Annotated in this window: 24 protein-coding genes; 3 read left to right on the forward strand and 21 right to left on the reverse strand. The window is 36.9% G+C overall.

Annotation, left to right across the window (positions count from 1 at the left end):
• Nucleotides 1–100: 100 nt before the first annotated feature.
• From ftsX to ASU02_RS26080, 8 genes are all read right to left on the reverse strand, one after another.
• Nucleotides 101–994: a permease-like cell division protein FtsX gene (ftsX, locus tag ASU02_RS22060; protein WP_057767586.1), complete on the reverse strand. Its 894-nt coding sequence runs from the start codon at nt 992–994 to the stop codon at nt 101–103.
• Entirely contained in the window at nt 984–1670 is a 687-nt protein-coding gene (gene ftsE, locus ASU02_RS22065) for a cell division ATP-binding protein FtsE (RefSeq protein WP_057767587.1), read from the reverse strand. The genes ftsX and ftsE overlap by 11 nt, the downstream gene beginning before the upstream one ends.
• Nucleotides 1671–2052: 382 nt before the next feature.
• Complete coding sequence (gene cccB / locus ASU02_RS22070; RefSeq protein ID WP_057767588.1) at nt 2053–2406, reverse strand: cytochrome c551; 354 nt, start codon at nt 2404–2406, stop codon at nt 2053–2055.
• 51 nt (nt 2407–2457) lie between these two features.
• Nucleotides 2458–3324, reverse strand: coding sequence for a YitT family protein (locus tag ASU02_RS22075; protein ID WP_057767589.1), 867 nt, complete (start codon nt 3322–3324; stop codon nt 2458–2460).
• A 977-nt stretch (nt 3325–4301) separates the two neighbouring features.
• Nucleotides 4302–5403 (reverse strand): peptide chain release factor 2 gene (prfB, locus tag ASU02_RS22080; RefSeq protein WP_131235710.1). Its coding sequence is split into 2 segments (ribosomal slippage): nt 4302–5330 and nt 5332–5403, totalling 1101 coding nucleotides; the frame shifts between segments, so codons are not numbered across the junction.
• Nucleotides 5404–5550: 147 nt separating this feature from the next.
• Nucleotides 5551–8064, reverse strand: a complete 2514-nt coding sequence (secA, locus tag ASU02_RS22085; protein WP_057767591.1) for a preprotein translocase subunit SecA — start codon at nt 8062–8064, stop codon at nt 5551–5553.
• A gap of 140 nt (nt 8065–8204) precedes the next feature.
• Complete coding sequence (locus ASU02_RS22090; RefSeq protein ID WP_057767592.1) at nt 8205–9206, reverse strand: nuclease-related domain-containing protein; 1002 nt, start codon at nt 9204–9206, stop codon at nt 8205–8207.
• A 226-nt stretch (nt 9207–9432) separates the two neighbouring features.
• Nucleotides 9433–11346 carry an SEC-C metal-binding domain-containing protein gene (locus ASU02_RS26080; protein WP_082631897.1) on the reverse strand — a complete coding sequence of 638 codons (1914 nt, stop codon included), beginning with the start codon at nt 11344–11346 and terminating at the stop codon, nt 9433–9435.
• A 389-nt stretch (nt 11347–11735) separates the two neighbouring features.
• Here ASU02_RS26080 and ASU02_RS26085 point away from each other — a divergent pair, with 389 nt between their 5' ends.
• On the forward strand, nt 11736–11864 hold the full coding sequence (locus ASU02_RS26085; protein ID WP_082631898.1) for an FbpB family small basic protein: 129 nt from the start codon (nt 11736–11738) through the stop codon (nt 11862–11864).
• 278 nt (nt 11865–12142) lie between these two features.
• Here ASU02_RS26085 and hpf read toward each other — a convergent pair whose 3' ends face one another.
• Nucleotides 12143–12694, reverse strand: a complete 552-nt coding sequence (gene hpf / locus ASU02_RS22100; RefSeq protein WP_057767593.1) for a ribosome hibernation-promoting factor, HPF/YfiA family — start codon at nt 12692–12694, stop codon at nt 12143–12145.
• Between the two features lie 884 nt (nt 12695–13578).
• Complete coding sequence (locus ASU02_RS22105) at nt 13579–13869, reverse strand: hypothetical protein (protein ID WP_057767594.1); 291 nt, start codon at nt 13867–13869, stop codon at nt 13579–13581.
• Nucleotides 13870–14103: 234 nt separating this feature from the next.
• Between ASU02_RS22105 and ASU02_RS22110 the strand changes: the two genes are divergently transcribed.
• Both ASU02_RS22110 and ASU02_RS22115 read left to right on the forward strand, forming a co-directional pair.
• Complete coding sequence (locus tag ASU02_RS22110; protein WP_057767595.1) at nt 14104–15147, forward strand: HD-GYP domain-containing protein; 1044 nt, start codon at nt 14104–14106, stop codon at nt 15145–15147.
• Nucleotides 15148–15379: 232 nt separating this feature from the next.
• Nucleotides 15380–15559: a hypothetical protein gene (locus ASU02_RS22115; protein ID WP_057767596.1), complete on the forward strand. Its 180-nt coding sequence runs from the start codon at nt 15380–15382 to the stop codon at nt 15557–15559.
• A 171-nt stretch (nt 15560–15730) separates the two neighbouring features.
• Here the strand turns inward: ASU02_RS22115 and ASU02_RS22120 are convergent, their stop codons facing one another.
• From ASU02_RS22120 to ASU02_RS22170, 11 genes are all read right to left on the reverse strand, one after another.
• Nucleotides 15731–16081, reverse strand: a complete 351-nt coding sequence (locus tag ASU02_RS22120; protein WP_057767597.1) for a flagellar protein FliT — start codon at nt 16079–16081, stop codon at nt 15731–15733.
• Nucleotides 16081–16476, reverse strand: coding sequence for a flagellar export chaperone FliS (fliS, locus tag ASU02_RS22125; protein ID WP_057767598.1), 396 nt, complete (start codon nt 16474–16476; stop codon nt 16081–16083). Before fliS ends, ASU02_RS22120 begins: the two co-directional genes overlap by 1 nt.
• A 43-nt stretch (nt 16477–16519) precedes the next feature.
• Nucleotides 16520–18046: a flagellar filament capping protein FliD gene (gene fliD / locus ASU02_RS22130; RefSeq protein ID WP_057767599.1), complete on the reverse strand. Its 1527-nt coding sequence runs from the start codon at nt 18044–18046 to the stop codon at nt 16520–16522.
• A 14-nt stretch (nt 18047–18060) separates the two neighbouring features.
• Nucleotides 18061–18420 (reverse strand): flagellar protein FlaG, encoded by a 360-nt coding sequence (flaG, locus tag ASU02_RS22135; protein ID WP_057767600.1) that lies wholly within the window; start codon nt 18418–18420, stop codon nt 18061–18063.
• 61 nt (nt 18421–18481) lie between these two features.
• Nucleotides 18482–19543, reverse strand: coding sequence for a glycosyltransferase family 2 protein (locus ASU02_RS22140; protein WP_057767601.1), 1062 nt, complete (start codon nt 19541–19543; stop codon nt 18482–18484).
• A gap of 243 nt (nt 19544–19786) precedes the next feature.
• Nucleotides 19787–20659, reverse strand: coding sequence for a dTDP-4-dehydrorhamnose reductase (gene rfbD / locus ASU02_RS22145; RefSeq protein WP_057767602.1), 873 nt, complete (start codon nt 20657–20659; stop codon nt 19787–19789).
• Nucleotides 20656–21669 carry a dTDP-glucose 4,6-dehydratase gene (gene rfbB, locus ASU02_RS22150; RefSeq protein WP_057767603.1) on the reverse strand — a complete coding sequence of 338 codons (1014 nt, stop codon included), beginning with the start codon at nt 21667–21669 and terminating at the stop codon, nt 20656–20658. The genes rfbD and rfbB overlap by 4 nt, the downstream gene beginning before the upstream one ends.
• Before the next feature lie 12 nt (nt 21670–21681).
• Nucleotides 21682–22227 (reverse strand): dTDP-4-dehydrorhamnose 3,5-epimerase, encoded by a 546-nt coding sequence (gene rfbC, locus ASU02_RS22155; protein WP_057767604.1) that lies wholly within the window; start codon nt 22225–22227, stop codon nt 21682–21684.
• 11 nt (nt 22228–22238) lie between these two features.
• The gene (locus tag ASU02_RS22160) at nt 22239–22985 is read right to left on the reverse strand and encodes a sugar phosphate nucleotidyltransferase (protein WP_057767605.1); all 747 of its coding nucleotides are present in this window, start codon (nt 22983–22985) and stop codon (nt 22239–22241) included.
• A 29-nt stretch (nt 22986–23014) separates the two neighbouring features.
• Nucleotides 23015–24127 (reverse strand): aminotransferase class I/II-fold pyridoxal phosphate-dependent enzyme, encoded by a 1113-nt coding sequence (locus ASU02_RS22165; RefSeq protein ID WP_095396753.1) that lies wholly within the window; start codon nt 24125–24127, stop codon nt 23015–23017.
• A gap of 131 nt (nt 24128–24258) precedes the next feature.
• Complete coding sequence (locus tag ASU02_RS22170; protein ID WP_198317478.1) at nt 24259–25230, reverse strand: TylF/MycF/NovP-related O-methyltransferase; 972 nt, start codon at nt 25228–25230, stop codon at nt 24259–24261.
• Nucleotides 25231–25243: the final 13 nt, after the last annotated feature.

A 25243-nucleotide genomic window follows, 5' to 3' on the forward strand; every position in this document is an offset into this window, starting at 1 on the left:
TAAAAAATTAAGGACTTTTTTATAAAAAGGGGTTCGGAATGAGACCATTCCGAACCCCTTTTGTCGACAATCTGAAGAAAGGAGCTTAGCTCCTTCCTTTTTATATTTTAAGAAATTTACGTACGGACATCATACTGCCCCAGACGCCAATTAATGCACCCATTAAGAGCAATAATCCAGATACCTGGTAAACGAATGGACTAAACTCAAGAATTTCCATAAAGTTTCCTTGCAGTTTCGGTGCCAGATAGTCATAAACATAGTTATATGAGACAGCAATAAGCACGATTGGCAGAATGGACCCAAGTACGCCAAGCCATAAGCCTTCAAGGAAGAATGGCCAACGAATGAATCCGTTTGTTGCCCCTACTAATCGCATAATCTCAATTTCTCTTCTTCTAGATACGATTGTGATTTTGATTGTATTTGAGATTAAAAACATAGCTGTAAACAGCAAGCCAACAATCAGAACAAGTCCAACATTTCTAGCCCCATTAAGGAAAGAGAATAGCTTTTCAACTTCACCCTGACCATACTTTACCTTTGCAGCATATTCCATTTTTTCTATTTTACCGGCAACCTTCATGACATCTTCCGGATCTTTTGTTTTTATAACTAACACATCATTTAACGGATTGTCCTGTTCAAAAAGCTTATAGGCTTCTCCTTCTTCTCCAAAACTCTCAATGAGGTTATCGAGCTCCTCATCCTTTGGAGAAAAACGAACGGATTTGACTTCTGGCATGCCTTCAATCTTCTTTTCCAATGCCTTTTGATCTTCTTTATTAGCAGCAACATCAATATGAACACGAACTTCTACTTCCTGTTCAAGCGTTGTTGCTACTTTATTAAGATTCATCATAATGACGAAAAATACCCCGACCAAAATAAGCGTGACAGTTACCGCACTTGCTGAGGCAAACGTCATCCAGCCATTTCTTCCGAGACTTTTTACACTTTCTTTGAAATGACGGCTTAAGGTTCTAGCTTTCATAGCCATATTCCCCCCTTTGCTCGTCACGGACAATTCTTCCACCCTCTATTGCGATTACACGATGTTTAATTTTATTAACAATGTCTTTATTATGGGTTGCCATAAGGACTGTTGTTCCTCTAGTATTAATTTCATCAAAAATATTCATAATTTCCCATGATGTTTCAGGATCAAGATTTCCCGTCGGCTCGTCCGCAATTACTACTTTCGGGGAGTTTACGATCGATCGGGCAATCGAGACGCGCTGCTGCTCTCCACCTGATAATTCAGTTGGGAGCATGCGTGCTTTATGCTTTAAATTAACAAGATCCAGTGTCTCCATGACTTGCTTTTTTATATACTTCGGCTGTTCTTCTGTTACTTCGAGGGCAAAGGCTACATTTTCATAGACAGTTAGCGTTGGAAGTAATTTAAAATCCTGGAAAACCACACCGATATTACGTCTCAGAAGAGGAACCTTGCTTGTTTTTAATTTTGCAAGATTAATCCCATTAATCATAATCGTACCGCTAGATGGTTTTTCTTCTCTATACATCATTTTAATAAATGTTGATTTACCAGCACCACTCGGACCAACTACATAAACAAACTCTCCTGCTTTGATCGATACGTCAATCCCATTCGCAGCAACTACTCCGTTTGGATACTTCTTAAATACATCCTTCATTTCTATCATATCTATCACACCCAATATCTTTTCTGTTTATATAAATTGTTCGCAGTTTCGACTCACGAATCAATATCTTTTTATTTAAATTATTTATATTTGAGAGAATCTATAATTTCGGCAAAAAACGACATCTTCCAGACAAAAAAGGATAAAAACCAACTTTATTTTCATTCAGCTTTCATTATAACATCAACAATCATTAAAAATCCCTGAAAAATTATTACAGTTTCTTTTCAAAGAAAACAGAAACTCACGAGCGCCATGATCATCGCCGCAAAAACTAGAGGAGCTCTACCATCTGGCTGCGGCTCATCTTTGGTACTGCTGGCGGGAAAAAGGCAAAAAAAAAACGTTCTGTAAAAAAACAGAACGTTTCTTGTATTTACTATTACTTCTTAGCAGCTAACCATTCAGCAACTTGAGTTGCTTCATCTCCGCTTAGCAATCCAGCTGGCATTGCACCTTGTCCATTAGCAATGATTGATTCAATATCTTCTTTAGAATGAGTTGAACCAGCCTTGTCAAGAGCAGGGCCTACGCCACCTTCAAGATTGCCGCCATGGCAGCTTGAGCATTTTTGATTGAAAAGCTTTTCGGCATCGCCAGCATCAGCTGTTGTTGTTTCCCCGCCTGTTGTACCTGTGTCCTTCTCTTTCGTTGCGTCGTCATCCCCGCCGCCGCAAGCAGCAAGAGCAAGAACAAGAGAAGACCCTAAAAGTAATGCTAGAAGCTTCTTTTTCACTTGAAAATCCCCCTCTGGTAATATTCATATCACAGTTATATTATACCAATATTAAGCGCGATTGAAACCCTCACCAAGCACCTCAGATGCATCGGTAACAATGATAAACGCAGTCGGATCAATGCTTTTAACCAATTGTTTCAATTTTGTGAACTCCGACTGATCAACTACACACATGAGAATCGGGCGCTCACTATCAGTATAACCACCGTATGCTGTTAGTTTTGTCACACCTCTATCAATTTTATTCAAAATTCCTTCACGAACTTCAACTTGTTTTTCAGTAATTATCATCGTCATTTTTGTCCTGCCTAAACCTACTTGAACGAGATCAATTGTTTTGCTAGTAACAAACAAGGCAAGCAATGCGTATAGGCCTCTTTCGATATCGAATACCATGGCTGCTGTAAGTACAATAAGTCCATCAATGATCGCCACACAAGTACCTAACGAAAGACCAGTATATTTATTAATAATTTGTGCTGCAAGGTCTGTTCCACCTGTTGATGCCTTCCCTCTAAAAACAACACCAAGGCCAAGACCGACACCGATACCGCCGAATAACGAAGCAAGCAAAGGATCATTCGTCCACGCCCCAAAATCCTTTGTTAAAAAAACGACAAACGGCAAGAAAATTGTTCCGACCAGTGTTTTGGCACCGAATTGCTTACCAAGAAACACAACTCCAGCAATAAAAAGAGGGATATTAAATGCCCATTGCACATACGCAGGCTCCCACCCAATTACTGCATCTAAGATTGTACTAATCCCGCTTACTCCGCCCGAAGCAACCCGATTTGGCAGTAAGAATACATTGAAAGTAATGGCTACAATAGCTGCACCAATTAGTACATACACATATTCCTTCAAAATTTCTCTTTTTGTCTGAAGTGCAATCTCTCGTTTCTGTTTTTGCATCATTCTTCTCCTTTGTAGTGGCTGCCACTACCCCGAATTTTCGCAAATAAAATTCATGACTTTCGACAGATACCGACAGTGAGTATAGCATGGTGCTATTTAACTGTAAATGCCAATAGTGTGCTGTGTTAAAGGAGTAAATAGCTTCATCTTAGGTTGCGGATTTTTGCTATGAACTATTAATAAAGATAAGAATGGGCTACAGATAGTATGGTAGCATATGGAAAAAATTGAGAGAATAAGTTCTGAAGGACACACGAAGCATTTTGATATCTATCGATAGAAAAATTAGGGGTGTACAAGGCAGGATAGGAATTGCCGAGAGTAGTTTAGATAATGTGGATAACCGCTTAGTTATAGGTCGAAAATCGATTTGACTATGTTAATATACGTTTTGTAAATGTTAAAAGTAGATTAACTATGTTGATAACCCGTTAGTAAATGTTAAAAATCGATTGGACTTGTTGATAAACGTTTTGTAAATGCTGAAAAAGCAGATTTGATAATGTTGATAACTATTAAGTAAATGAGAATACAGATTACATATTGTTGATAACCGCTTAATAAATGTGATTTCAGATTACACAATGTTGATAACCACTTAGTAAATATGAATTCAGATTACGCAATGTTGATAAACGCTTAGTAAATGTCAAAAATAAATTAGACAATGTGGATAACCGTTTTGTAAATGCAGAAAGCAGATTACACTGTTGATATCCTTCTAAAGAATGTTGATAACAGCCTTATTAGATTGGACCACTAGCCTTGCAAAAGAATTTAGAAATCATTTTATGCAAATAGAAACAAAATTAAACAACATAGTGAAATCTTAGTTCACGAAACAAAATTGAATTAGCTAGATAAAAGAAACCAAGTCTAGCACCTCTTCACTCACATTGACAAACGCCAGATTCAAAAGAATAAAGCCTCTGACGATCTGATAAAAGACCGTGCAAAGGCTTTTTATTCCCATATTAGCTTAATTTTGAACGCAGGTATGCATCAATAAATGGGTCAATGTCTCCGTCCATCACTGCCTGAGTGTTTCCACTTTCCGTATTCGTGCGGTGATCCTTCACCATGGAATAAGGATGGAAAACGTAAGAACGGATTTGACTGCCCCAGCCGATTTCTTTTTGCTCTCCGCGAATTTCTGCTAATTGCTGCTCCTGCTCCTCAATTTTTCGCTGATAAAGCTTTGCTTGGAGCATTTTCATCGCACGGTCGCGGTTTTTAATTTGCGAGCGCTCCGTTTGGCAGGTAACAACCACACCTGTTGGCGTATGGGTGATTCGGACTGCTGAATCGGTTGTGTTAATATGCTGTCCACCTGCTCCACTTGCACGGTAGGTATCTATTTTCAAGTCTTCTGTTCGGATATCAATTTCAATCTCATCATTAAATTCTGGCATCACTTCACATGACACAAAAGATGTATGACGGCGGCCTGAAGAATCAAATGGTGAAATACGCACAAGGCGGTGTACACCTTTTTCTGCCTTTAAGTAGCCATAGGCATTATGACCTTTGATGCCTAGTGTGACGCTTTTTATTCCAGCCTCATCCCCTGGCAGATAATCAAGCGTTTCCACTTTGAAGCCCTTTTTCTCTGCCCATCTTGTGTACATACGCAGCAGCAGGGATCCCCAATCTTGTGATTCTGTTCCGCCAGCTCCTGGATGAAGTTCAAGAATCGCATTGTTTTTATCATAAGGCTCGCTTAAAAGAAGCTGCAGTTCAAACTCATTCAGACGCTTGGCCAAATCCTTTAATTCTTCCTCTAACTCGGCTTGAAGCTCAGCGTCTGCTTCTTCCTTCACAAGCTCGTACGTTAATTCAAGGTTTTCAAATGTTTCATTCAAATCATAAAGCTCATGAACCTGATCCTTCAGCCCATTAAGCTCTCCGATGACCACTTGTGCCTTTTGCTGGTCATCCCAAAATCCTGGATGGAGCATTGTATCATCAAGCTCCGCAATACGAGCCTCTTTGTTTTCTAAGTCAAAGAGACCCCCTAAAGTCCGCTAATCGTTTAGCCATTTTCTCTAATTCATTCCGAATATCTGCTAATTCCATGCTTTCACCTCTTAAAATTTTTGAGCTGCTTTTTTATACTTTGTTCACTCAGCCATTTATTATTATACTGTTACATTGAATAAAATCACACTTAAAAAGCAAAAAACACCGGCAAAGCTATTCATTGAACAGCTTGCCGGGCTTTTTTTATTTTCCAATTCCACAGCAGTTTTTATACTTTTTGCCGCTTCCACATATACATGGATCATTTCGGCCAACATCAAGCTGTTTCACAACTGGCTTCTTCTTCACCTTTTCCCCGTCTTCCTTCGGGTTAACAGCTTGCCCCTTTGCTACTTCCTGACGTTCTAGATTGTTGCGGATTTCAGCCTTCATGATGTATTTTGCAACATCCTCTTCTACCGCAGCAATCATATTTTCAAACATCGCAAAGCCTTCATGCTGATATTCCTGAAGCGGGTTAATTTGGCCGTACGCACGAAGGTGGATCCCTTGACGAAGCTGATCCATCGCATCAATATGGTCAATCCACTTCGTATCAACTGCACGAAGAACGATAACCTTTTCAAATTCACGCATTTGTTCAGGCTGAAGAAGCTCTTCTTTTTCATCATAGCGTTCTTTCACCTTTGCAAAAATGGCTTCAATAATCTCTTCCGTATCCTTGCCTCTTAGATCATCAACCGTGATATCTCCCTCATGCAGCAGATTTCCATTTACATAGTCAATCAGACCTGGAAGATTCCATTCTTCTTCATCCCCGCCCACTGGTGCAAAAGCATGAACATTGCGCTCAAGAGATGTCATCAGCATTTTCTCAACGATTTCGCGAAGATTTTCTGATTCCAGCACTTCATTACGCTGTCCATATAAGATTTCACGCTGCTGACGAAGAACATCATCATAGGAAAGAAGCTGTTTACGCGCATCAAAGTTATTGCCCTCTACACGCTTCTGAGCAGATTCAACCGCTTTTGAAACCATTTTACTTTGAATTGGCTGGGTATCATCCATGCCAAGACGCTCCATCATCGATTTCATATTATCAGAACCGAAGCGACGCATTAATTCATCTTCCATGGAGAGATAGAATTGGGTAATCCCTGGATCTCCTTGACGGCCAGAACGTCCACGCAGCTGGTTATCAATCCGTCTGCTCTCATGTCGCTCCGTACCAATGACAGCTAGTCCCCCTAATTCTTTAACCCCTTCACCAAGCTTGATATCCGTACCACGGCCGGCCATGTTCGTCGCAATCGTAACTGCACCTTGTTTACCGGCGTCAAGGATGATTTCTGCTTCACGTCCGTGGTTCTTGGCATTCAGGACATTATGGTGCACGCCTTTTTTCGTTAAATATTTTGAAATAATCTCGGATGTTTCAATCGCAACCGTACCTACAAGAACAGGCTGGCCTTTTTTATGGCGCTCAGCAATATCCTCTACAACCGCTCGGAATTTCCCGTCAATTGATGAATATATTAAATCTGCACGGTCATCACGGGCAATCGGGCGGTTGGTTGGAATGACAACAACATTCATATTATAAATATTGCGGAACTCCTCTTCCTCTGTTTTCGCTGTACCAGTCATACCAGCCAGCTTTTCATACATACGGAAGTAGTTCTGGAATGTAATCGTTGCAAGGGTCATGCTTTCATTTTGAATTTCAAGGCCCTCTTTTGCCTCAATCGCCTGGTGAAGACCGTCACTATAGCGGCGTCCCTTCATTAAACGGCCAGTAAATTGGTCAACGATGACGATTTCGCCCTCTTGAACAACGTAATCCACATCAAGATGCATGCTTGAATGCGCCTTTAAAGCTTGTGTAATATGGTGATTCAGCGTGACATGCGAAATATCGAAAAGGTTCTCGATGCCGAAAGCTCTCTCCGCTTTTGTCATCCCTTCTTCTGTCAGCTGAACGCCTTTTGTTTTTTCATCATATGTGAAATCTTCTTCTTTTTTCAGCGTACGAACAAAAGCATTAGCTTGAATATAAAGAGCCGTCGACTTTTGCGCTGTACCAGAAATAATCAGCGGTGTACGCGCTTCATCGATTAAAATCGAGTCTACCTCATCGATGACCGCATAGAAAAGCGGACGCTGTACCTTTTGCTCTTTATAAAGAACCATGTTATCACGCAGGTAATCAAAGCCCAATTCGTTGTTCGTGCTATACGTAATATCAGCAGCATAGGCTGCCTGCTTTTCTTCCTTTGTGAGCCCGTTTAAGTTTAATCCAACGGTTAGTCCCAAAAATTCATACAGCTGGCCCATTTCATTAGCATCACGGCTAGCAAGGTATTCGTTGACAGTCACAACGTGAACGCCTTTGCCAGAAATGGCATTTAAGTATACTGGCATCGTCGCAGTAAGTGTTTTCCCTTCCCCTGTTTTCATTTCAGAGATGTTTCCATCATGAAGGGAAGCTCCCCCCATTAATTGCACTGGATATGGATACAATCCAAGCACACGCTTTGCGCCTTCGCGTACAACAGCAAACGTTTCAACAAGCAAATCATCTAACGTTTCACCCTTTTGGTAGCGTGCTTTAAATTCCTCAGTTTTGCCGCGAAGCTCATCATCTGTTAATTTTTCCGTATCAGCCGCAAGTGCCTCAATTTGTTCTGCGATTTTTGTGAGTCGTTTTAGTTCGCGTTTATTTTGATCAAACACCTTATTTAAAATCCCAAGCATTTAAAACGCTCCTTTATATTGGATGGAGAAGATTTTGGTAAAAATCTCCCATGAAATCTCATATTATTCCTAATAATATTACCACTTTCACTAGGGGGTGACAACTTATGAGAGTGGGGTGGATGAGTTCAGTGGCAAAACTATCTTTTTACTTCAGTAATACTTTGGTAATCAGAAGCAGGGAGGTATACTCTTCCTTTGGTGGTACCTTTATGAGGCAACTTCATTCCAGTCAATAACTTTTTAGCTATATCTGCGGAAGAAAGATGGAGAAATTCACGTAATTGCTCATTTGTGATAGGAGAATCATTTGTTAGAAGAAAATAATCATTTATAGCCTTGATATGAGCTACTTTATCCTTTTTATGGCAATTTGTGCAGAACCAGGTTCCATGGTGTCTTTTCAGAGCTATAGGAGATGGGCAATTTGAACATAAAGCACCCGTGAGGATTTCATTTTGAGGGATATTATAAAATTTCAGGACATCAAAGGTTTCTGGAAAATGTTGTTTTAATAGGATTCTGCAAACTTTTTTGAGATCTTTTGGTTGAAACATCCCCTGTTTATAGGGAGATTCTATTTTTTCTATCCTTTTTAATAGAAATTGAACATGAAGAACCTTTCGGAGCGTGTTCATGTATCCAGGAGCTGTTTGGATGATGGTAGAGGGCTTGCTAATAACAATCAGGAACTCAATTGGAATAGAAATATTACGTTTTTCCAGCCACTTTTCCATCTCCGTCTGCTGCTGGCGAGCCTGTTCAATTGGATTGGCATATCCTTTTACTTCCCCATTTGGAGTGGTTTGAATGAGCTGATTCAGTATGGGATCAAAGTACAGTGTTCCGATGTAATTTTTCACTTCAAGAATAAGTGCAAAAGAAGTAGTGAGGAGTAGGGTGTCTATTTGGAAGAAGTGTCTTCCGTTGGAGAGGCGCAGTCCGTGGAATATCATAAAGTCCTTTTCCGGAAGCTTGCTAAGTGGAAAGTCTAGCGTCTGTTCTCCTCTGAATCCGGCCCATCGTTTGGCGAGATCAGCTTCCATTTCTGCTCTTTTCCAATGATTTTCCGGAATTCTTCTTAAAAGCGCTTTAATTTTTTGAATCCTGATAGGAATTGTACGTTCTTTTATAATCAACATTCTCGTCTCCTTTCTGAATCCCCTCATACATTCTATTATCGATCGAAAAACTCCTTCAGGCTTTACTAGATTTACTTTTTTATTCACATTTTTCATATAATCCGGTCAAAATTTTGATATTCCGGTCACTTTCTCCATTATTCCGGTCAAATTTTTCATATTCCGGTCGTTTCACCTTATATTTCGGTCAATTGACAAAAAAACGAAGAGCACCAATGCTCTCCGTTTATTTACTGAGCCATTCCTTCAAATTAGGCATTTGGTTCCAAAGATGCTGATGCTCGCTTACATACACGACCGCTTCATTTTTATCACCGTGGCCATAATAATCAGGACTATCAGCTGGAAGTTTCTTTTTGCCAGTTAAAAAATCAACAACATGCTTATTTGCCTTTTTAGCTTGATGAATCAATTGATCCGCTTTCGCTGTTAAACCATTTGATAAAATCTCGATTAATGCTTTATTATACGTTCCTTGTGCATTGTCTTCTGGGAATCTTTTCAAGAGCTCCGAAGCTTTTCGAATTTGTTTATCCTCACAATAGGCAATAAAGAGCATATAGCGAATTCCTTGATTGTCTGCCGGATTTAATTCAAGCAGTTCTTCATACTGAGAAATAGCAGCTTTTAATTCGCCAAGCCCTTGTATGGCAAGTGCATAGTTCATGGCTGCTCGCATAAACGGCCTTGTTTCAATTAACCCCCAGAAGTAGCCTTTATTCTCCTTGAAAAATTCCTCACCTAACTCTTCACGGCCAGCAAGCATCCCTTTTTTAAAAAGCTTGGCTGCGGATTGCAGGGAGTCCGCTTGTTCAGCTAAAATCGTATATCCATCCGCATGGAAAGGATTTAATGCTAATGCCTTTTGCGCAAGTCTGTATCTATCTTTCCCGACAGATTCAAGCGCTGCGTATATAAGCTCTTGTGCCTCATCCTTTGAATGACGGATCGTCTTCGTTTTCGGTTTAGGATCATTTATTCTTGCTTGCAGGAAGTCATTTATTTCCTCCATATTTTCAAATTGATTTTCTTCAATTTCCTTTAATACTTCGTGTAATTCTGCTCCCAGAACATGTCCTTGCTGGAACTGCTCATGTTCCAACATTGCGCTAATTTTATCCTCGACCACAAAGTAAATGTCACTATAGTAGCTCGATACACGATTAGCTGCCAATCCATACAGCTCGCCAGCCTGTTTCTGTGTGAGTTCAACTTTTACCGGAGCTAGTGTGGAAACGAGGTAGCGAAGGGCGGCCACATAATTTTCGGGCTTTTGAATTTTCTTATTTGTCTGCTTGCAATATTCGATCCAAAACGTCACGCCCATTTGGATGATCCAGGTAAGCTCGCCAGCCGCTTTCATATCCTTTTCAAATAAATCCGCCACCGTCTTAGCCCCATTGCTTGGCCATTCAAAGCCTGATAAATCAAGTGTGGCTCCCGCCTTTGGCGTCTCGTGCATCATTTCGAGAAAGTTTTCTTCCAGAAAACCCTCTGGACTGCTATAGCCCGAACTCAAAAATTCACTGCGTATAAATGCTTCATAATCAGCTGTATGCTCGATTGAAAGTTCAAATAAGGTTGGAAAAACAGTGTATTTATCTTCATACGGGTGCAAAATTGCAAACGCAAAGACACCTTCCTTATAATTTTGCGAATGCTCAAATAAAACGACTGGATACTGTTTGCCTGTCAGTGTATCCTCAATAATAAGACTCTTTTCATGAGATTCTTTCACTACTCCTGCAACAGCATAGCCCTTCTGCCAAGATTCCAGAATCGCTTTCACTCTTGTGCGTGAAACTTTAAGAAGTTTCTGTTCAATAAAGTTCTTCATAATGGTTTTGCCATCTTCTAATGGTTCAAATACAAGAAACCAAAAAGGATGCAGAAACTCATAGAAATCCTCATCTTCTTCACCTGCATCCTCCAATACTTGAAGCAAGTCTTCAAAATCATCACTTATTGCATATCCATACCGTTGCATAGCAAAAATTCTAGCTTCCTTTTGCAGCTCCAACACTTCATGATCAATCACATCTGTGATTAGAACCGTATCCTTGCTCCCACAGCATTTCTTATACTTCTTCCCGCTTCCGCACGGACATGGTTCATTCCGACTGACTTTTACAATAGACATTTCGCCGCTTTCCCCCTCTTCCCTATCGATCTTTTTTACATCTATTCTATTACGATACCATCTTTATCTATCAGTTTTGACACATTATGAAAATGTAAAACTACTATCGTTGACATTTTCTCCTGCAATTTATATAATATCATTAATTGAATAGTTGTTCTCCTAAAGGGGAGTAGCTTTTACAGCATTGTCGTCATTTCAGAGCACTTGCTCTCGGCATTGCTGGCAGCCTAAAAATTGTTAGCCAGACCTTTACCAAGCGGTAGAGGTCTTTATTTATGGCCTTTACCCATGATGGTAAAGGCCTTTTTTATTGGCCAGCTGAATAATTGAGACTAACAATCAACAACAAGCAAGTACAATACCTATACAATATTGGAGGAATACACATGAATAAAAAGATCCGATTTTCACTTGAGGAGTTAACGAAGAAGAACAAAGAAGAGTTATTAAAGGACAAGCATGAGCTGGAAAAAATCGAGAAAAGAATTGATGAAAAACACGCAAAGACAAAATAAGGAACCCCGCTTAAAATAAAGGAGGAATTTGCGGTGTAAGCACTCTCTCTTGCCCACATTTTATACAAAAGAGGAGAAATCATTTAATTGAAAACCGCAGCATTACAAAAATGGCTAGTAATCTTTGCCTTTTGAAGTATACTTGAAACAACTTATACATCATCAATTACTTCAGAGGTAAAAAACCCGCCAAGGATACAAATTCAACCCGCACAAATACTATCTGATTCTGACCAACGAACGTAAGAAACCCCGCCTTTGACAGCGGGGTTTCCTTATTATTGTGCTTCAATCAGACCATATCGGCCATCTTTTCGCTTGTAGACAACGTTAGTTAAGCTAGTTTCTGCATTCGTGAACACATAGAAATTGTGGCCTAGCATATTCATTTGCAGAATCGCCTCTTCACTGTCCATCGGCTTTAAATCAAAGCTCTTCTGACGGACAACTTCAAGCTCTTGGTCTTCATCCATTGGAATTCTTTCAGATTCATCAAGCGTAACGAACATATCTGCCACATTCCCTTTTTCACGGAATTTACGGTTTACCTTCGTTTTATGCTTGCGGATTTGGCGTTCTAATTTATCAGTAATCAAGTCAATAGCTGCATACATATCATCATGAACTTCCTCTGCACGAAGAACTAGATTCGGCATTGGAATCGTTACTTCTACTTTGGAGGTTTTATCTTGGTACGTTTTTAAATTTACATGTACAGTTGCATCTGGAGATTCAGTAAAATACCGCTCCAATTTGGCAATTTTCTTCTCTACGTATTCTCTAATTGCTGGAGTTACCTCAATGTTTTCACCACGAATGTTAAAATTCATAAGCGAACTCCTCCTTTTCATTATACAAATACTGCGCGCCTTTTTTTAGCCTACTGGGCTTCCTTTGTAAAAGACACTTAGCCTTAATAAAAAGACTATATATTACATTTCTATTTTACCCCATAAAACTCCTGCTAGTACATGAAAAAAGTTTGAGAATTTTGTCGGATTGGTGAAAGACAATTCGTTTCACACTAATTAATTGATTATTAAAAAAATTATCTTTAGTATAATTTTTAGGAAAGGACTTGCTTTTAGGAGAACAGTAACATGGCTTAAAAGAAGGAAAAAGTAGTGGAACAGTTAGGTTTTTTAGCTTTAAGGAAGAACTGTTTAAAATTATTGAAGAGGGTTGGGTACGATATATTGACAGCTCCATCATTAAATCATCCGCTATATGTAACATATATGTGGAAGTGTTTAGAAGATACTTGTGCACCAAATGGACTCGACTAACCTTACCCACCGATGTGAATTTTAATGACCTGATATGGTTTATATTTTAAATAACGATCTCCACATTGTAACAGAGAAAAAAATGATCGGTTCTTCAGATACCATCATTGAAATTTTGTTCCCTTCCACAAGCGGTAATGATAAAATCTTCCAAAGTCAATTTGCGAACAATTTGGTGTGAAGAAATTTTGGATTCTGATCCTACTCATCTTTATGTCGATCAATTTGTTCTTGCTGTTCAGCAATCGCACTTGCGGAAATTTACGGAAAAATGAATACCGTTTATCTTCACCTTTTCGATTGCATCCACATTGATCTTAAAAGGGTACTCAAACATGGCTTGTATTTAATAAGGACTTATTTGTTCACTTAGAAAAAAGATACCCGCTATAGCAGGTAGTTAAGATTTTTAAATTCAGGTATATTCCTTATTCAGCCTTGTTTATTAAACCAACCGCGATAGTTGCTAAGAATGGCTTAATATTATTTGTTCGTTTTTTCACAATTCTAATTTCACTAAGAATCGTTTCAATTTCCTTTGGAGAAGAGACATCGATAATCCAATCAGCTAATTCCTTTTGAGTAATAGAATAGTTTTGTGTTGGTATTTTAATAGATTTCACTGCGTATATTTCTCTTTTTAAACAGTTTTTATGATAATCATACTTAGTTAGTATAATATTCTTCCCTGTATTATCATTCATTTCTGCAGCACTCATTTTTATCACCTTTACAAAAATTATATACAGATAGTAATAAATTTCATCCATTGGCTAATATAACCATGAATTCAATAAATGTCAACAATAGGACATTTTATACAGGACACTTTACCCATTTTTACAAAATAGGCTAATTTTAGTATATTTCCCCCTAGTAAAATGATAAATTTAGGATATAGACAAGATAGTTTTGGGTAATTTTTCTGTTATACAGAAATAGGGGGATCAATCATGGATCAAGCACAAATATCATTCGATTTAGTCGGAAGTGAGCTTGGAGAAGATATTTTTTCAGAGCAAGGGATTTTATTATTAAAAAAAGGAACGATATTAAAAGAGGTTCATATTTTGCTGTTACAAAAGTACCGATTTGGAACAACGGTTTCTGTAGATTTAAACGAAAAGGTACATAAAGAATCACCAACTGCTAAACCTTATCAAACGATTCAAGCTTACATAAAGGAAACTTTTCAAAGCTTCTATAGAAGCAAAGAAATAAATATTGCACTTTTAAGAGAGCGCTTTCACTCTCTTGTCGAGCTTTCCCTTTGTGATGTTTCTATCCTAAAAGTCCTTCAAGCAGAAGGAAACACCGAAGATAGACTATGCCAGCATAGTATAAATGTCGGAATTCTTTCTAGCATCATTGGCAAATTGCTAGGCTACAAGAAAAAAGATTGCCTTCTGTTAGCAGATATGGGACTTTTTCACGAAATTGGCATGCTAGGAATAGACAAAAATATTTATAAAAATACAATTTCGACCCCTACTGAAGAGGTTCAAAAACATACAGAGATCGGGCATAAACTATTAAGTTCGATTCCTTACATCAATTCACTCATTCCATTGGCTGCCCTTCATCATCATGAAAGAATCAATGGAACGGGATATCCCGGACAATTGAAAGAAAAGGACATCCCTTATTTCGTACAAATTGTTTCCGTTGCGGATTGCTTTAATACAGCATATATGCATTTGAAGGATGAAGATGGAGAGATATCTCATTTCGCTGGCGTTTACGAACTAATCGAGAAAGCACAACAAAATGAGTTAAACCCTGCCATTGTCATCCCTTTTGTCCGCTACATCATGAGGCAAAACCTGTTGCAAAAAGTGAAGTTGAGCAATGGAGAGGAAGCACAAATTGTTTTTATCCACGAGAATGAGCCTTATCAGCCATTGGTGAAGGTTGGGGAGGAATATATGGATTTACGGAGGGAAACAGGGGTGCGAATTGAGAGTCTTGTGGATGAGGAACATGGGGTTAGAGCATAACTAGGTCTATAGTTTCTGAAACCTATAAATTTCATATATATACATCTAACATAGGAAAATACATTTAGTATTATAATCATGTTCGTTTATATTTAGTAAAACTATTCATCTTATTAGATTTACTTGACTAATTTCCATATTAATTTTATGGATATAATTACCAAGTTAGTGCAGGAGAAATGAAACCCTTCAGAGAATGTATATTTTATAACAATAAATAGGAGGGTTTCGAATGGCGGTTATCGGCGGTGTTGGAGAAGGACCAGTCTCACAATTTGTTGTCATCAATAAACAAATAGCAGAGACTGCCATAAAAGAAAAGATCATAGATGTAATGGAAGACCCAGCGAAAAATATACGTAAAATACAACAACCTTCTCCATTCTCACAATTTATTGATATAAAGGTATAGGGCACAGCTAGATTTAGCTGTGTTTTTATAATTGGATGAAATGCAAAAAATCCTTTATTTTTAAAACTGATATAACGGAGGAGGATACTGATCCCAATTTTTCATAAATAAAAACCTGCTTTTTTCAAGGCAGGTTTTAACAAATATATTATACCTTCTAATCTTTGTACCTTATTTTTTCCTATCAAAATAATGCCCATCAAATGATGCGGATGCATAAGGGTCGTTATATCCTTTAAATGCTGACTTCCCTTTCTTTGCATTCAAAATATTTTGCTGAATAGATGTCTTAATCTTCCCCATTTGTTTTATTACATCTTCACTTATGGAAAGAATTTCTCTCAATTTTTGTTTATCATCGTTAGTTAATAGAGATTGATCTACACTATCTAACAGCTTCCCACGTGTTTCAAGGTACGCTTCTAACTCTTCAATTTGCTTCTCTCTTTCTCCTTGATTTCCATTAGAAGCAGTCGACTGTAATTGTTTAGTAATTTCGTATAGCTTTTCAATGACTTCCATCAAACAAGCCCGCTTGTATTATATTGTTTCTTGCGGTTAATAATCAGTGCTTCCTTCCATGTGTCACGGAACTCTGTTACCAACTCTTCTACTTCACTTATAATATCAATATCATTCTTAATATTAGCCTCAATTAATCTCCGATTCATATAGTCATATAACTTTCTCATATCTTTGGCAATATCATAATCAAAGTTTAAAGTAACCATTAACTCTGAAATGATATTTTGTGCTTTTGAAAGATTTGTATGCTTCGCTTCGATATTTTTTTCTTGAACCGCTCTTTTGGCTTGATTTAAAAATTTCAGGCAGCCATTGTATAACATCAGTGTCAATTCACCAGGAGAAGCAGTTAAAACAGAATTCTGTTGATATGCTTCATATTGTTTTTGCATGTTTAAATATCCTCCTAAAAGATAACACGTAAGTAATTCTAATCTATTGTCCCAGCATTCCTACAATAGAGCTGCTTTGTGCATTCATCTTGCTAATCGCTTGCTCCATCGCCGTGAACTGCTTCCAATAACGGTTTTCAATCAATTTCAGCTTATCTTCCCATGTTTTCATTTGAGTTGTAACATCCTTGATTGAGTCTCCAAGTGTACTTACATCAATAGTGCTCGCTGTATTTGGGCGGCCTGCCTTTTTGTTTAACTTTTCAATCGAACTGCCTACTTCTTTATATATTCTCGTGGCAATTCCATCTTCACTAGTAAATAGGTTTGAGATTTCATCAGGGTTGTTAGCAATTGCCTCTTTTAACTTATCTTCGTTAATCTCTAGCTTTCCATCCTTCGACATATAGGCTGATTGTATACCTATTTCGGATAACATTCTTAGTTGACCATCAGGAATTCCCGAAACAGTATTATACATTTTACCTCTTAGTGTTGTTAACGTATCCCTGATAATTTGATCATTATACAATAACCCTTCTTTTGCCTTTTCATCCCATTTCTCAGCCTCTTTTTCCGATAGGCTTTCTCTTTGTTCCTCCGTTAAAGGCTGATACTCTCGATTACGATGAGTTTTGACTTTAGAATTCAGACTATCAATCATTGAGTTATAGCTATCAACAAAATCTTTGATTTTGGTAAAAATGGCATCTGTATCTGATTCAACATTGATTGTAGTTGTTGCTGTCGGATCAGCTTTTAAAAGTGTCAATTCCACCCCGTAGATGGTTGCTTTATTGGATGTTAAGTTATCAATAACCGTTCCATCAAATGTGATTTTGGCATTCTTGCCATTCGCACTATAAGTTGTTGGTGTCGCAGGTGCAGCAGCAATGGTTCCTCCATTAAAAACTAGTGATGCTACATCTGACGAACCTGTTTTATGCGTTAAATCTATTTTTTGATCTTTACCCATATCCTTTGTAGAAATGACAAAGCTCGACGTTACCTCATCAAAGGATGCCCTCAAACCTAAGGACTTACCATTTGAATCAACAGCTGAACCAATTTTAGTTGCTAGAGATGCAAAAGTATCATTTTCAGTAACAGTTATTGTTGCTGTACCACTGGAAGTTTTGACTTCAAATGTTGAGTCACCCTGTCCTGGCACTAAAACGTTGTCTGTCGCCTTCGCCGCCTTGCCATCAACATTATTGTTTATGGCAGAACCTGACTTTATTTTTGCTACCTCAGCTAATTGCTCAATTTTCAAATCGTACGAACCTTGTATCGCATTACCTTTCGCGGAAACTAATGCATTTGCTGTATTTGAAGAAGTAGCTTTAAATCCATTAAAATCCGAAGAAAACCTTAGTTTATCAACCTTTTTTTGAAAGGCGCTAAGCTCAAGATTCACATCTCGATAAGCATCACGCTGCCACGACATCCATTCTTTTTTCTGAAATAATTTATCTAGTGGAGCACGCTCAGCTTTCATTAAGTCCCTAATTATCGTATCTGTATCAAGCCCAGATGCAAAACCCGTAATTCTCATTGTATTATTAACCATATAGGACACCTCCGTTAAATTTTGTTATCAACAAACAACCCTAAGTATTCCCTCATAGAAGCATACATATCTAATAGCTTCTTTGGAGGTATTTCTCTTACTGTTTCCTTTGTTTGATCATTGATTAAAGTAACATAATACGTCTGCAATTTTTCGTGGTACATATACTTTAAAGAAGTATGGGTGTTACCTAATACTTGATTTATATCTGTCACAACTTGCTCTAAATCTTTTTCTTCAATAGCTGTTTGGTTACTATTCTCAGGCTGCTGTTCTAAGATGTATGTTGGTTGTTCCTGTACTTTAATAGATTTATTACTTTCAAAGCTAATATTATCTACAGAAGTTCTGGAAATTGAATCAACAGAGCCCATCTAAATCCCCCTAGTAATTGTTCTACTTATTACATCGGATATTTCATCAAATTATTAACATTTATAGGGTCAATAATCTGCTTTTGGCAGGTAAATAATGATAAGCTGCGGAAATTTCATAGAATTCTTTTGCTTTTTCCTTTTGATTAAACATCTCATAATAAACTCCTAAATTATATGCTGCAAGGAAGGAGCCTGTACCTAATACAATTTCTCTTTCATTCTGATTTCCTAATGCAAGACAGATAAGGTAGGACCTTTCAATAAGAGGTAGAAAATCAATATTCTTAGCCGTATCACTTAACACAAAATTCATATAAAAGATGCCGCAAACAAACTGATAATCTGGACTGTTCCCTAAAGGTACATTCATTTGGTCAATAATTTCAAAAGCAGGGTAGTATTGCTTCAATTCAACTAAAGTATAAATATAATTGACGGCCAAGTCTGTGAAGTACTCCTCTGAACGATCAGCAGTCTGATAACTTTCCTTAAAAAAATTGACCGCTTCCTGATAGAGATTCATTGTTTTATATTGCCGAGCGAGCTGATATAAGATATAAGCATTCTTCGGATTCTTAGATAGCTCTTCCTCTAAAATGATAAGATTACGCTCTGATTTATCCGTTTGAAAATAACCTGTATGGAATACATCAATAGGCAGCTCAACCCGCGGCAGCTTAGACATCACCTGCTCATGTATTTTCCCAGAATAATAAGCTCCCTTTGGAAGCAAACGTGAAATATATATTTGTGAGTAACGCTCTTCATTATTTTGCTTAAAATTACTTTTTATATTAATTTTCCCGATAAAACGATCTGTTTGGAGCAATTTATTTACTTTGTCTTTATCCCAGCTGGTAATCTGCTCATCGGCATCGAGAATTAAGTTCCAGTCAGACGTTGATTTAGATAACGCAAAATTACGGGCAGCAGCAAAATCTTTGGTCCAAGTATATTCATAGACTGATGCACCATGTGTCTTTGCAATTTCTATCGTATTATCTGTAGAGCCCGTATCTACGATAATGATTTCATTTACATGATCTTTAACTGACTCTAAACAGGTATTTAAGTGTTCCGATTCATCTTTTACGATCATAACTAAAGAAATGTTTGGCATTTTGTTCTCCTTTAATATGACTAACTTCTTTTAATATCGACTTGGATTGGAATATTTGAATACATGAGAAAAGAGTAATCTTTCGATAAACCTAAAACATTATTGTGTTAAAAATAAAAAAGCTGTGAATAATTGCTCCACAGCTAATAATTATATAGAAATAAAGGAGTACTCGAAAAAAATTACGTGATCATCTTTTTTAAGATGTACGAGTATTCACGGTTAACACCTTATATCTCTCTTCTATTTTTCGACAGTTGTCTTTTGCGAAGTTTTTAAAAAATATTCTTCCAACGCATCTCCCCAATGCCTCATCTCGGAAAAATCATTTAACCTTAATCCCATATGATCTAACACGGAGTTTTTAGGCCGATTTGCCTTTTGAACAAACTCCTCTGAACTAACAGGTACTAAGTCTACCTTTTTTTGAGCCAATTCAAATATTTTCGAAGCAAATTCATACCATGTGCATTCACCTGAGTTTGTAACATGATAAACACCGTATAATTTTGTTTTTATCAGCTCGGAAACTTTGATAGCGACATCTACTGTCCAAGTAGGGGAACCAGATTGGTCATTTACAACGTTAATCCGCCTGCTGTTTTCAGCAAGATTCAACATGGTTTTAACAAAATTGTTACCATTTTCCCCATAAAGCCATGAGGTACGAACAATGAAATATTGACTATGAAAATCCTTAACCATATTTTCACCAGCTAATTTTGAACTTCCATAAACATTAATGGGAGTAGGAATATCAAACTCATTGTATCTTCCCTGTTTGTTCCCATCAAAAACATAATCCGTACTAATATAGACCAACTTAGCTTGTATAACCTCACATGCTATAGCAATATTTCTTGTACCTATAGCGTTGACTAAATATGCGGTATCCTGATTATCTTCTGATAAGTCTACCTTTGTATATGCGGCAGAATGAATCACTACATCAGGCTTTATTTCATTGATAGTCTTTTCAACCTGTTCATAGTTCGATACATCTAGTTCTTTCTTTGAAAAAGAATATACTTGATACCGCTGTTTAAGCAACAACTCCCCAATATCTGAACCTAATTGGCCTGTACCACCAGTTATCAGGACTTTTCCTTTACTCATTGCAGTACACCATATTGAGTTTTATAGTATCGTTGATATTCTCCTGATTTAATTCTGCTCCACCATGTTTCATTATTTAAGTACCAGTGTACTGTTTCAAGTAATCCCTTTTCAAAATCATAAGTGGGTTTCCAACCAAGATCATCTCTTATTTTCGTCGCATCAATTGCGTATCTTCGATCATGACCTGCTCGATCCTCAATGAATTGGATCAAACTATGAGGTTTCTCTAAAATATTTAATATCTCTTTAATTACATCAATATTTAGTTTCTCATTATGACCGCCAATATTATATACTTCTCCTGGCGCTCCATTATGCAGAACCAAATCTATCGCCGAACAATGATCAGAAACATGAAGCCAGTCACGTACATTTTTTCCGTCTCCATATACTGGTAGACTTTTCCCTTCCAATGCGTTAGTAATCACCAGCGGAATTAATTTTTCCGGAAAATGAAATGGGCCGTAATTATTAGAACATCTTGTTATGTTAACATTCATTCCATACGTCTCATGGTAGGCTTGTACTAATAAGTCGGAACTTGCCTTACTAGCTGAATAAGGACTATTGGGTGAAAGTGGTGTCGTTTCGATGAAAAATCCATCTTCCCCCAACGAACCATATACTTCATCTGTTGAAATTTGAACGTATTTCACGATATTATTTTCTTTAGCCACATCCAATAGAACTTGAGTTCCTAAAACATTCGTCTTCACAAAAATACCGGGATCAGAAATACTTCTATCTACATGAGATTCAGCTGCAAAATTAATTATGACATTTACACGATGCTTTTTAACAACATATTGAAGAAGTTCTTTGTTCCGGATATCTCCTTTTATAAAAGAATAATTCTTTCGATTTTCATACTCTTTAAGGTTCTCTAAGTTACCTGCATAAGTCAAAAGGTCATAATTAATAAGTTGATAATCTGGATAAGTATCCAGCATGTATCTCACAAAATTACTCCCAATAAACCCCGCTCCACCTGTTACTAGAATATTCACTTACCTATCCCCTTAAAAGTTTATTTCTGCTTTTTTCAGCACTGGCCATATTTCATCTTTTTTTGATAAAGTCGGGTTCGAAGTTGGCCAAGAAATATTTAATTCCGGGTCGTTCCAAAGAATACCCCGATCGTGTTCAGGTGAATAATATTCATCCACCTTATAAAGAATTTGTGTATTTGGAACAAGCGTACAAAATCCATGTGCAAACCCTTTTGGAACAAGCAATTGCCGAAAATTATATTCTGACAATACAAATCCTTCCCATTGTCCAAAAGTTGGTGAATCCTTTCGTATATCTAAGACAACGTCATACACTGCTCCACTCAGTACCCGCACTAACTTTGTTTGAGACTTTGGAGATAACTGGTAGTGTAATCCCCTAATGGTTCCAGCTTCTTTAGATAAAGATTGATTGTCTTGAACAAATTTGTAATTCAAACCCATTTTTTCCAGTACAGATTCGTTAAAGGACTCCATAAAAAATCCTCGGTGATCACCGTGAACTTTTGGACAAAGAATTTTCACATCAGAAAATTTAGTATTAATTACCTCCATATTAAACTCCCTTATAGCTTCATATGTACATTAAAATACTCACCTAAATCAGTTCCTGCTGCAAGCTCATTTGCCTTAGCCAGTGACTGGTGTGTACCTGCATCTGTCCACCAGCCTGACAAAACATCATAAGTAAGAGTACCCTTTTCAATATAGGCATTGTTAACATCCGTAATCTCCAGCTCTCCTCGATTAGAAGGCTTAAGACCTCGTACGATATCAAATACAGAGGAATCAAACATATATATCCCCGTTACTGCATAATTACTTTTTGGATCTTTTGGTTTTTCTTCTATACTTTTAATAAAAGAACCCTTTAACTCGGGAACACCAAACCTATGTGGATCTGTAACTTCTTTTATTAAGATTTTCGCCCCGTTCTTTTGCTGTTTATACTTTTGTACATATTCAGTGATATTATCTGAAAACACATTATCTCCAAGAATCACAGTCATACTATCCGTTCCAACAAAAGTTTCACAAAGACTAAGAGCTTGTGCAATTCCGCCAGCCTGATCTTGAACTTTATATGTAAAAGTAACACCGAAATCTGATCCGCTTCCAAGTAAATTGACAACATCGCCCATATGTTCTTTTCCTGTTACTATTAAAATATCATTTATGTCAGCTTCTACTAATTTAAAAATTGCATGATATATCATTGGATACTTCCCAACTGGAAGTAAATGTTTATTTGTTACTTTTGTTAAAGGGTACAGGCGAGAGCCTGTACCTCCTGCTAGGATTATGCCTTTCATGATAGTCCCTCCAAAAATATCACATTTATCTATGATATTAATGCTTTAATTACTCTTTTAACGATAGAATTATTCATATCTTCCCAAAAAGGGAGACATAGAATTCTATCAGTTAATTCATTTGTTACCGTTAATTCTGAATGAAGATAGTTTTGAAATTGGTGTTGCTGATGGCAGGAAGGATTATAATACGAAACAGCCATTATAGAGCTTTTTTCTAATTTTTCAACGTATTTTCTATTTTTTTTACCTTTAGGACATAGTATGGCGAAAAATTGATACGGAATTGATCCAACTGTTTTTTGAATCTCCCATCCTTTTTCAAGCAATCTATAATTATTAATTTCTTCTAAATAAAATTCATATATTTTCTGCCGCTTCTGAATCTTTACTTGGTATACATCTAGAGTCGCTAACCCGATGGCAGCATGATATTCCGAAAGCTTTGAATTAATACCTAAGCTAATAGACTCGCGTGTTCCATAATAACCGAAATTTGATGCAGTTTTTATTCTTTGTATTAATTCCGAATCTTGGCTGTATACTAAACCACCTTCACCAATTCCAAACGATTTTGTCGCATGAAAACTAAAAACAATAGATCCTTGGAAATTTTCCCCTATATGAATATCTCCATATGTCGTACCAAAACATGGAGCTGCATCAATTACCACTGGAATCCCTGTCTCCTGAAGTTGATTGTAAAACGATAATCTAAGGTATGAACCAAAAGTTGCGTACGGAACTACAATTGCGACTTCATTTCCTAGTAAGTTTAAAGCCTCTACCAATTTTTCCTCATCCATTAACCAAGTTTCCTTATCAACATCAATAAAATAAGGTTCTAAACCGCACCACATCGCAGCCAACGGAGTAGCAGAGAAAGTAAAACTAGGCATAATGGCATATTTTGCTTGAGGGCGCTTGAGCTCTGCAATACTTAGTATAAGACCCATTGTTGCATTATTTACTGTGGTTACATTTCCTTTTCCTTTAAAGTATTCCTCCAGTATTCTTTTCTCAAACTGACTATTTAGCGGTCCATAGTTTGTATATATTTTATTCTCATCTATTTTAGAAAGATAATGTAAGTAAGACTCTTTTTTTACTACATTTGGTTTAAGAAAAGGTATTGTTATTATTTCAGTTTCCATTTTATGTTTTTCCTCTCTTAATGTTATACTCAAATAAAACTATATTTTGGAAAAACTGAAGGATATTAATATTATGAAATAACATTCTTGGAAGCTTACATAACACCTCTTAAAATGCTTCACTTTATTTTTATAAAAACTCCATGACCATTTAAATTATGGATGAAAATATTATCCTTGTTTTCTCTTAATTCATTCACATACTTTGTTACACCTTGACATGTAATAAACCCATAATCATCAAATACTACAATTCCTCCAATGATCATCCTATCCCAAACCCACTCAAAAATATCTTTCGCTGAATTATACACATCTACATCTATGTGACAAAAACGAAATAATTGATCTTCTACAAGAAACTCTGTATCATTTGGGAAAATTCCTTTTAATACTTTTACGTTATTAAGTTGTAATTGATCATAAACTAAATCTTTAACTAGTTTCTCATTAGTATCGCTATGCTCTCCTCCTCTATAAACATTGTCATGTATAGGATTGGCTTTTACAACACCACTGAAAGTATCGCAAAGGTATACTGAGTCTTCAATCCCACATAACTCAGACTTCTTTGCTATTAATCCCCCAGTCCCGCCTTTCCAAACACCAATTTCTATCAAAGCACCTTCTAATTCTGATACCTGTTCTATCATATTCCAAAGTTCATAACATCTATATATATCAACTAATGTCATATCTTTAATTACATTATAGTAGTATTGAAAATCTGTATCTGTTTGCCAAGGAGCATACGTTGATAGAGGAGTAATCTTTTGATATGGATAACTATAAGGTAAAATATCATATATATTCATAAAATGATAATCTTCAATTAAACCCATATCTTTTAATTGATTTGAAACCATCTTATTAGTGGATCCCGAGGGGGAAAAAGCTAATAGGATCTGAATTTCCGAAAGTTTTTCCTCTTTAATTTTCTCTGGATTATAAACTAATTTATTAAAAAATCTCTTTCCCCATTTTTCTTCAATATTATCAATAATGTAAGCAACCTCATAAAATTCATTATTTATAAATATCTCAGTAATTTCTGTAGTGCCAAATACTATTATTTTTTTTGAATGAGGCACAGTAATCCCCCTA

This window comes from Cytobacillus praedii, assembly GCF_001439605.1.
GTDB lineage: Bacteria > Bacillota > Bacilli > Bacillales > Cytobacillaceae > Cytobacillus > Cytobacillus praedii.

Coding starts and splice junctions, on each gene's coding strand:
- ftsX (WP_057767586.1), bottom strand. CDS start 994: ATGAAAGCTAGAACCTTAAGCCGTCATTTCAAAGAAAGTGTAAAAAGT.
- ftsE (WP_057767587.1), bottom strand. CDS start 1,670: ATGATAGAAATGAAGGATGTATTTAAGAAGTATCCAAACGGAGTAGTT.
- ASU02_RS22075 (WP_057767589.1), bottom strand. CDS start 3,324: ATGCAAAAACAGAAACGAGAGATTGCACTTCAGACAAAAAGAGAAATT.
- secA (WP_057767591.1), bottom strand. CDS start 8,064: ATGCTTGGGATTTTAAATAAGGTGTTTGATCAAAATAAACGCGAACTA.
- ASU02_RS22090 (WP_057767592.1), bottom strand. CDS start 9,206: ATGTTGATTATAAAAGAACGTACAATTCCTATCAGGATTCAAAAAATT.
- ASU02_RS26080 (WP_082631897.1), bottom strand. CDS start 11,346: ATGTCTATTGTAAAAGTCAGTCGGAATGAACCATGTCCGTGCGGAAGC.
- ASU02_RS26085 (WP_082631898.1), top strand. CDS start 11,736: ATGAATAAAAAGATCCGATTTTCACTTGAGGAGTTAACGAAGAAGAAC.
- hpf (WP_057767593.1), bottom strand. CDS start 12,694: ATGAATTTTAACATTCGTGGTGAAAACATTGAGGTAACTCCAGCAATT.
- ASU02_RS22105 (WP_057767594.1), bottom strand. CDS start 13,869: ATGAGTGCTGCAGAAATGAATGATAATACAGGGAAGAATATTATACTA.
- ASU02_RS22110 (WP_057767595.1), top strand. CDS start 14,104: ATGGATCAAGCACAAATATCATTCGATTTAGTCGGAAGTGAGCTTGGA.
- ASU02_RS22115 (WP_057767596.1), top strand. CDS start 15,380: ATGGCGGTTATCGGCGGTGTTGGAGAAGGACCAGTCTCACAATTTGTT.
- ASU02_RS22120 (WP_057767597.1), bottom strand. CDS start 16,081: ATGGAAGTCATTGAAAAGCTATACGAAATTACTAAACAATTACAGTCG.
- fliS (WP_057767598.1), bottom strand. CDS start 16,476: ATGCAAAAACAATATGAAGCATATCAACAGAATTCTGTTTTAACTGCT.
- fliD (WP_057767599.1), bottom strand. CDS start 18,046: ATGGTTAATAATACAATGAGAATTACGGGTTTTGCATCTGGGCTTGAT.
- flaG (WP_057767600.1), bottom strand. CDS start 18,420: ATGGGCTCTGTTGATTCAATTTCCAGAACTTCTGTAGATAATATTAGC.
- ASU02_RS22140 (WP_057767601.1), bottom strand. CDS start 19,543: ATGCCAAACATTTCTTTAGTTATGATCGTAAAAGATGAATCGGAACAC.
- rfbD (WP_057767602.1), bottom strand. CDS start 20,659: ATGAGTAAAGGAAAAGTCCTGATAACTGGTGGTACAGGCCAATTAGGT.
- rfbC (WP_057767604.1), bottom strand. CDS start 22,227: ATGGAGGTAATTAATACTAAATTTTCTGATGTGAAAATTCTTTGTCCA.
- ASU02_RS22160 (WP_057767605.1), bottom strand. CDS start 22,985: ATGAAAGGCATAATCCTAGCAGGAGGTACAGGCTCTCGCCTGTACCCT.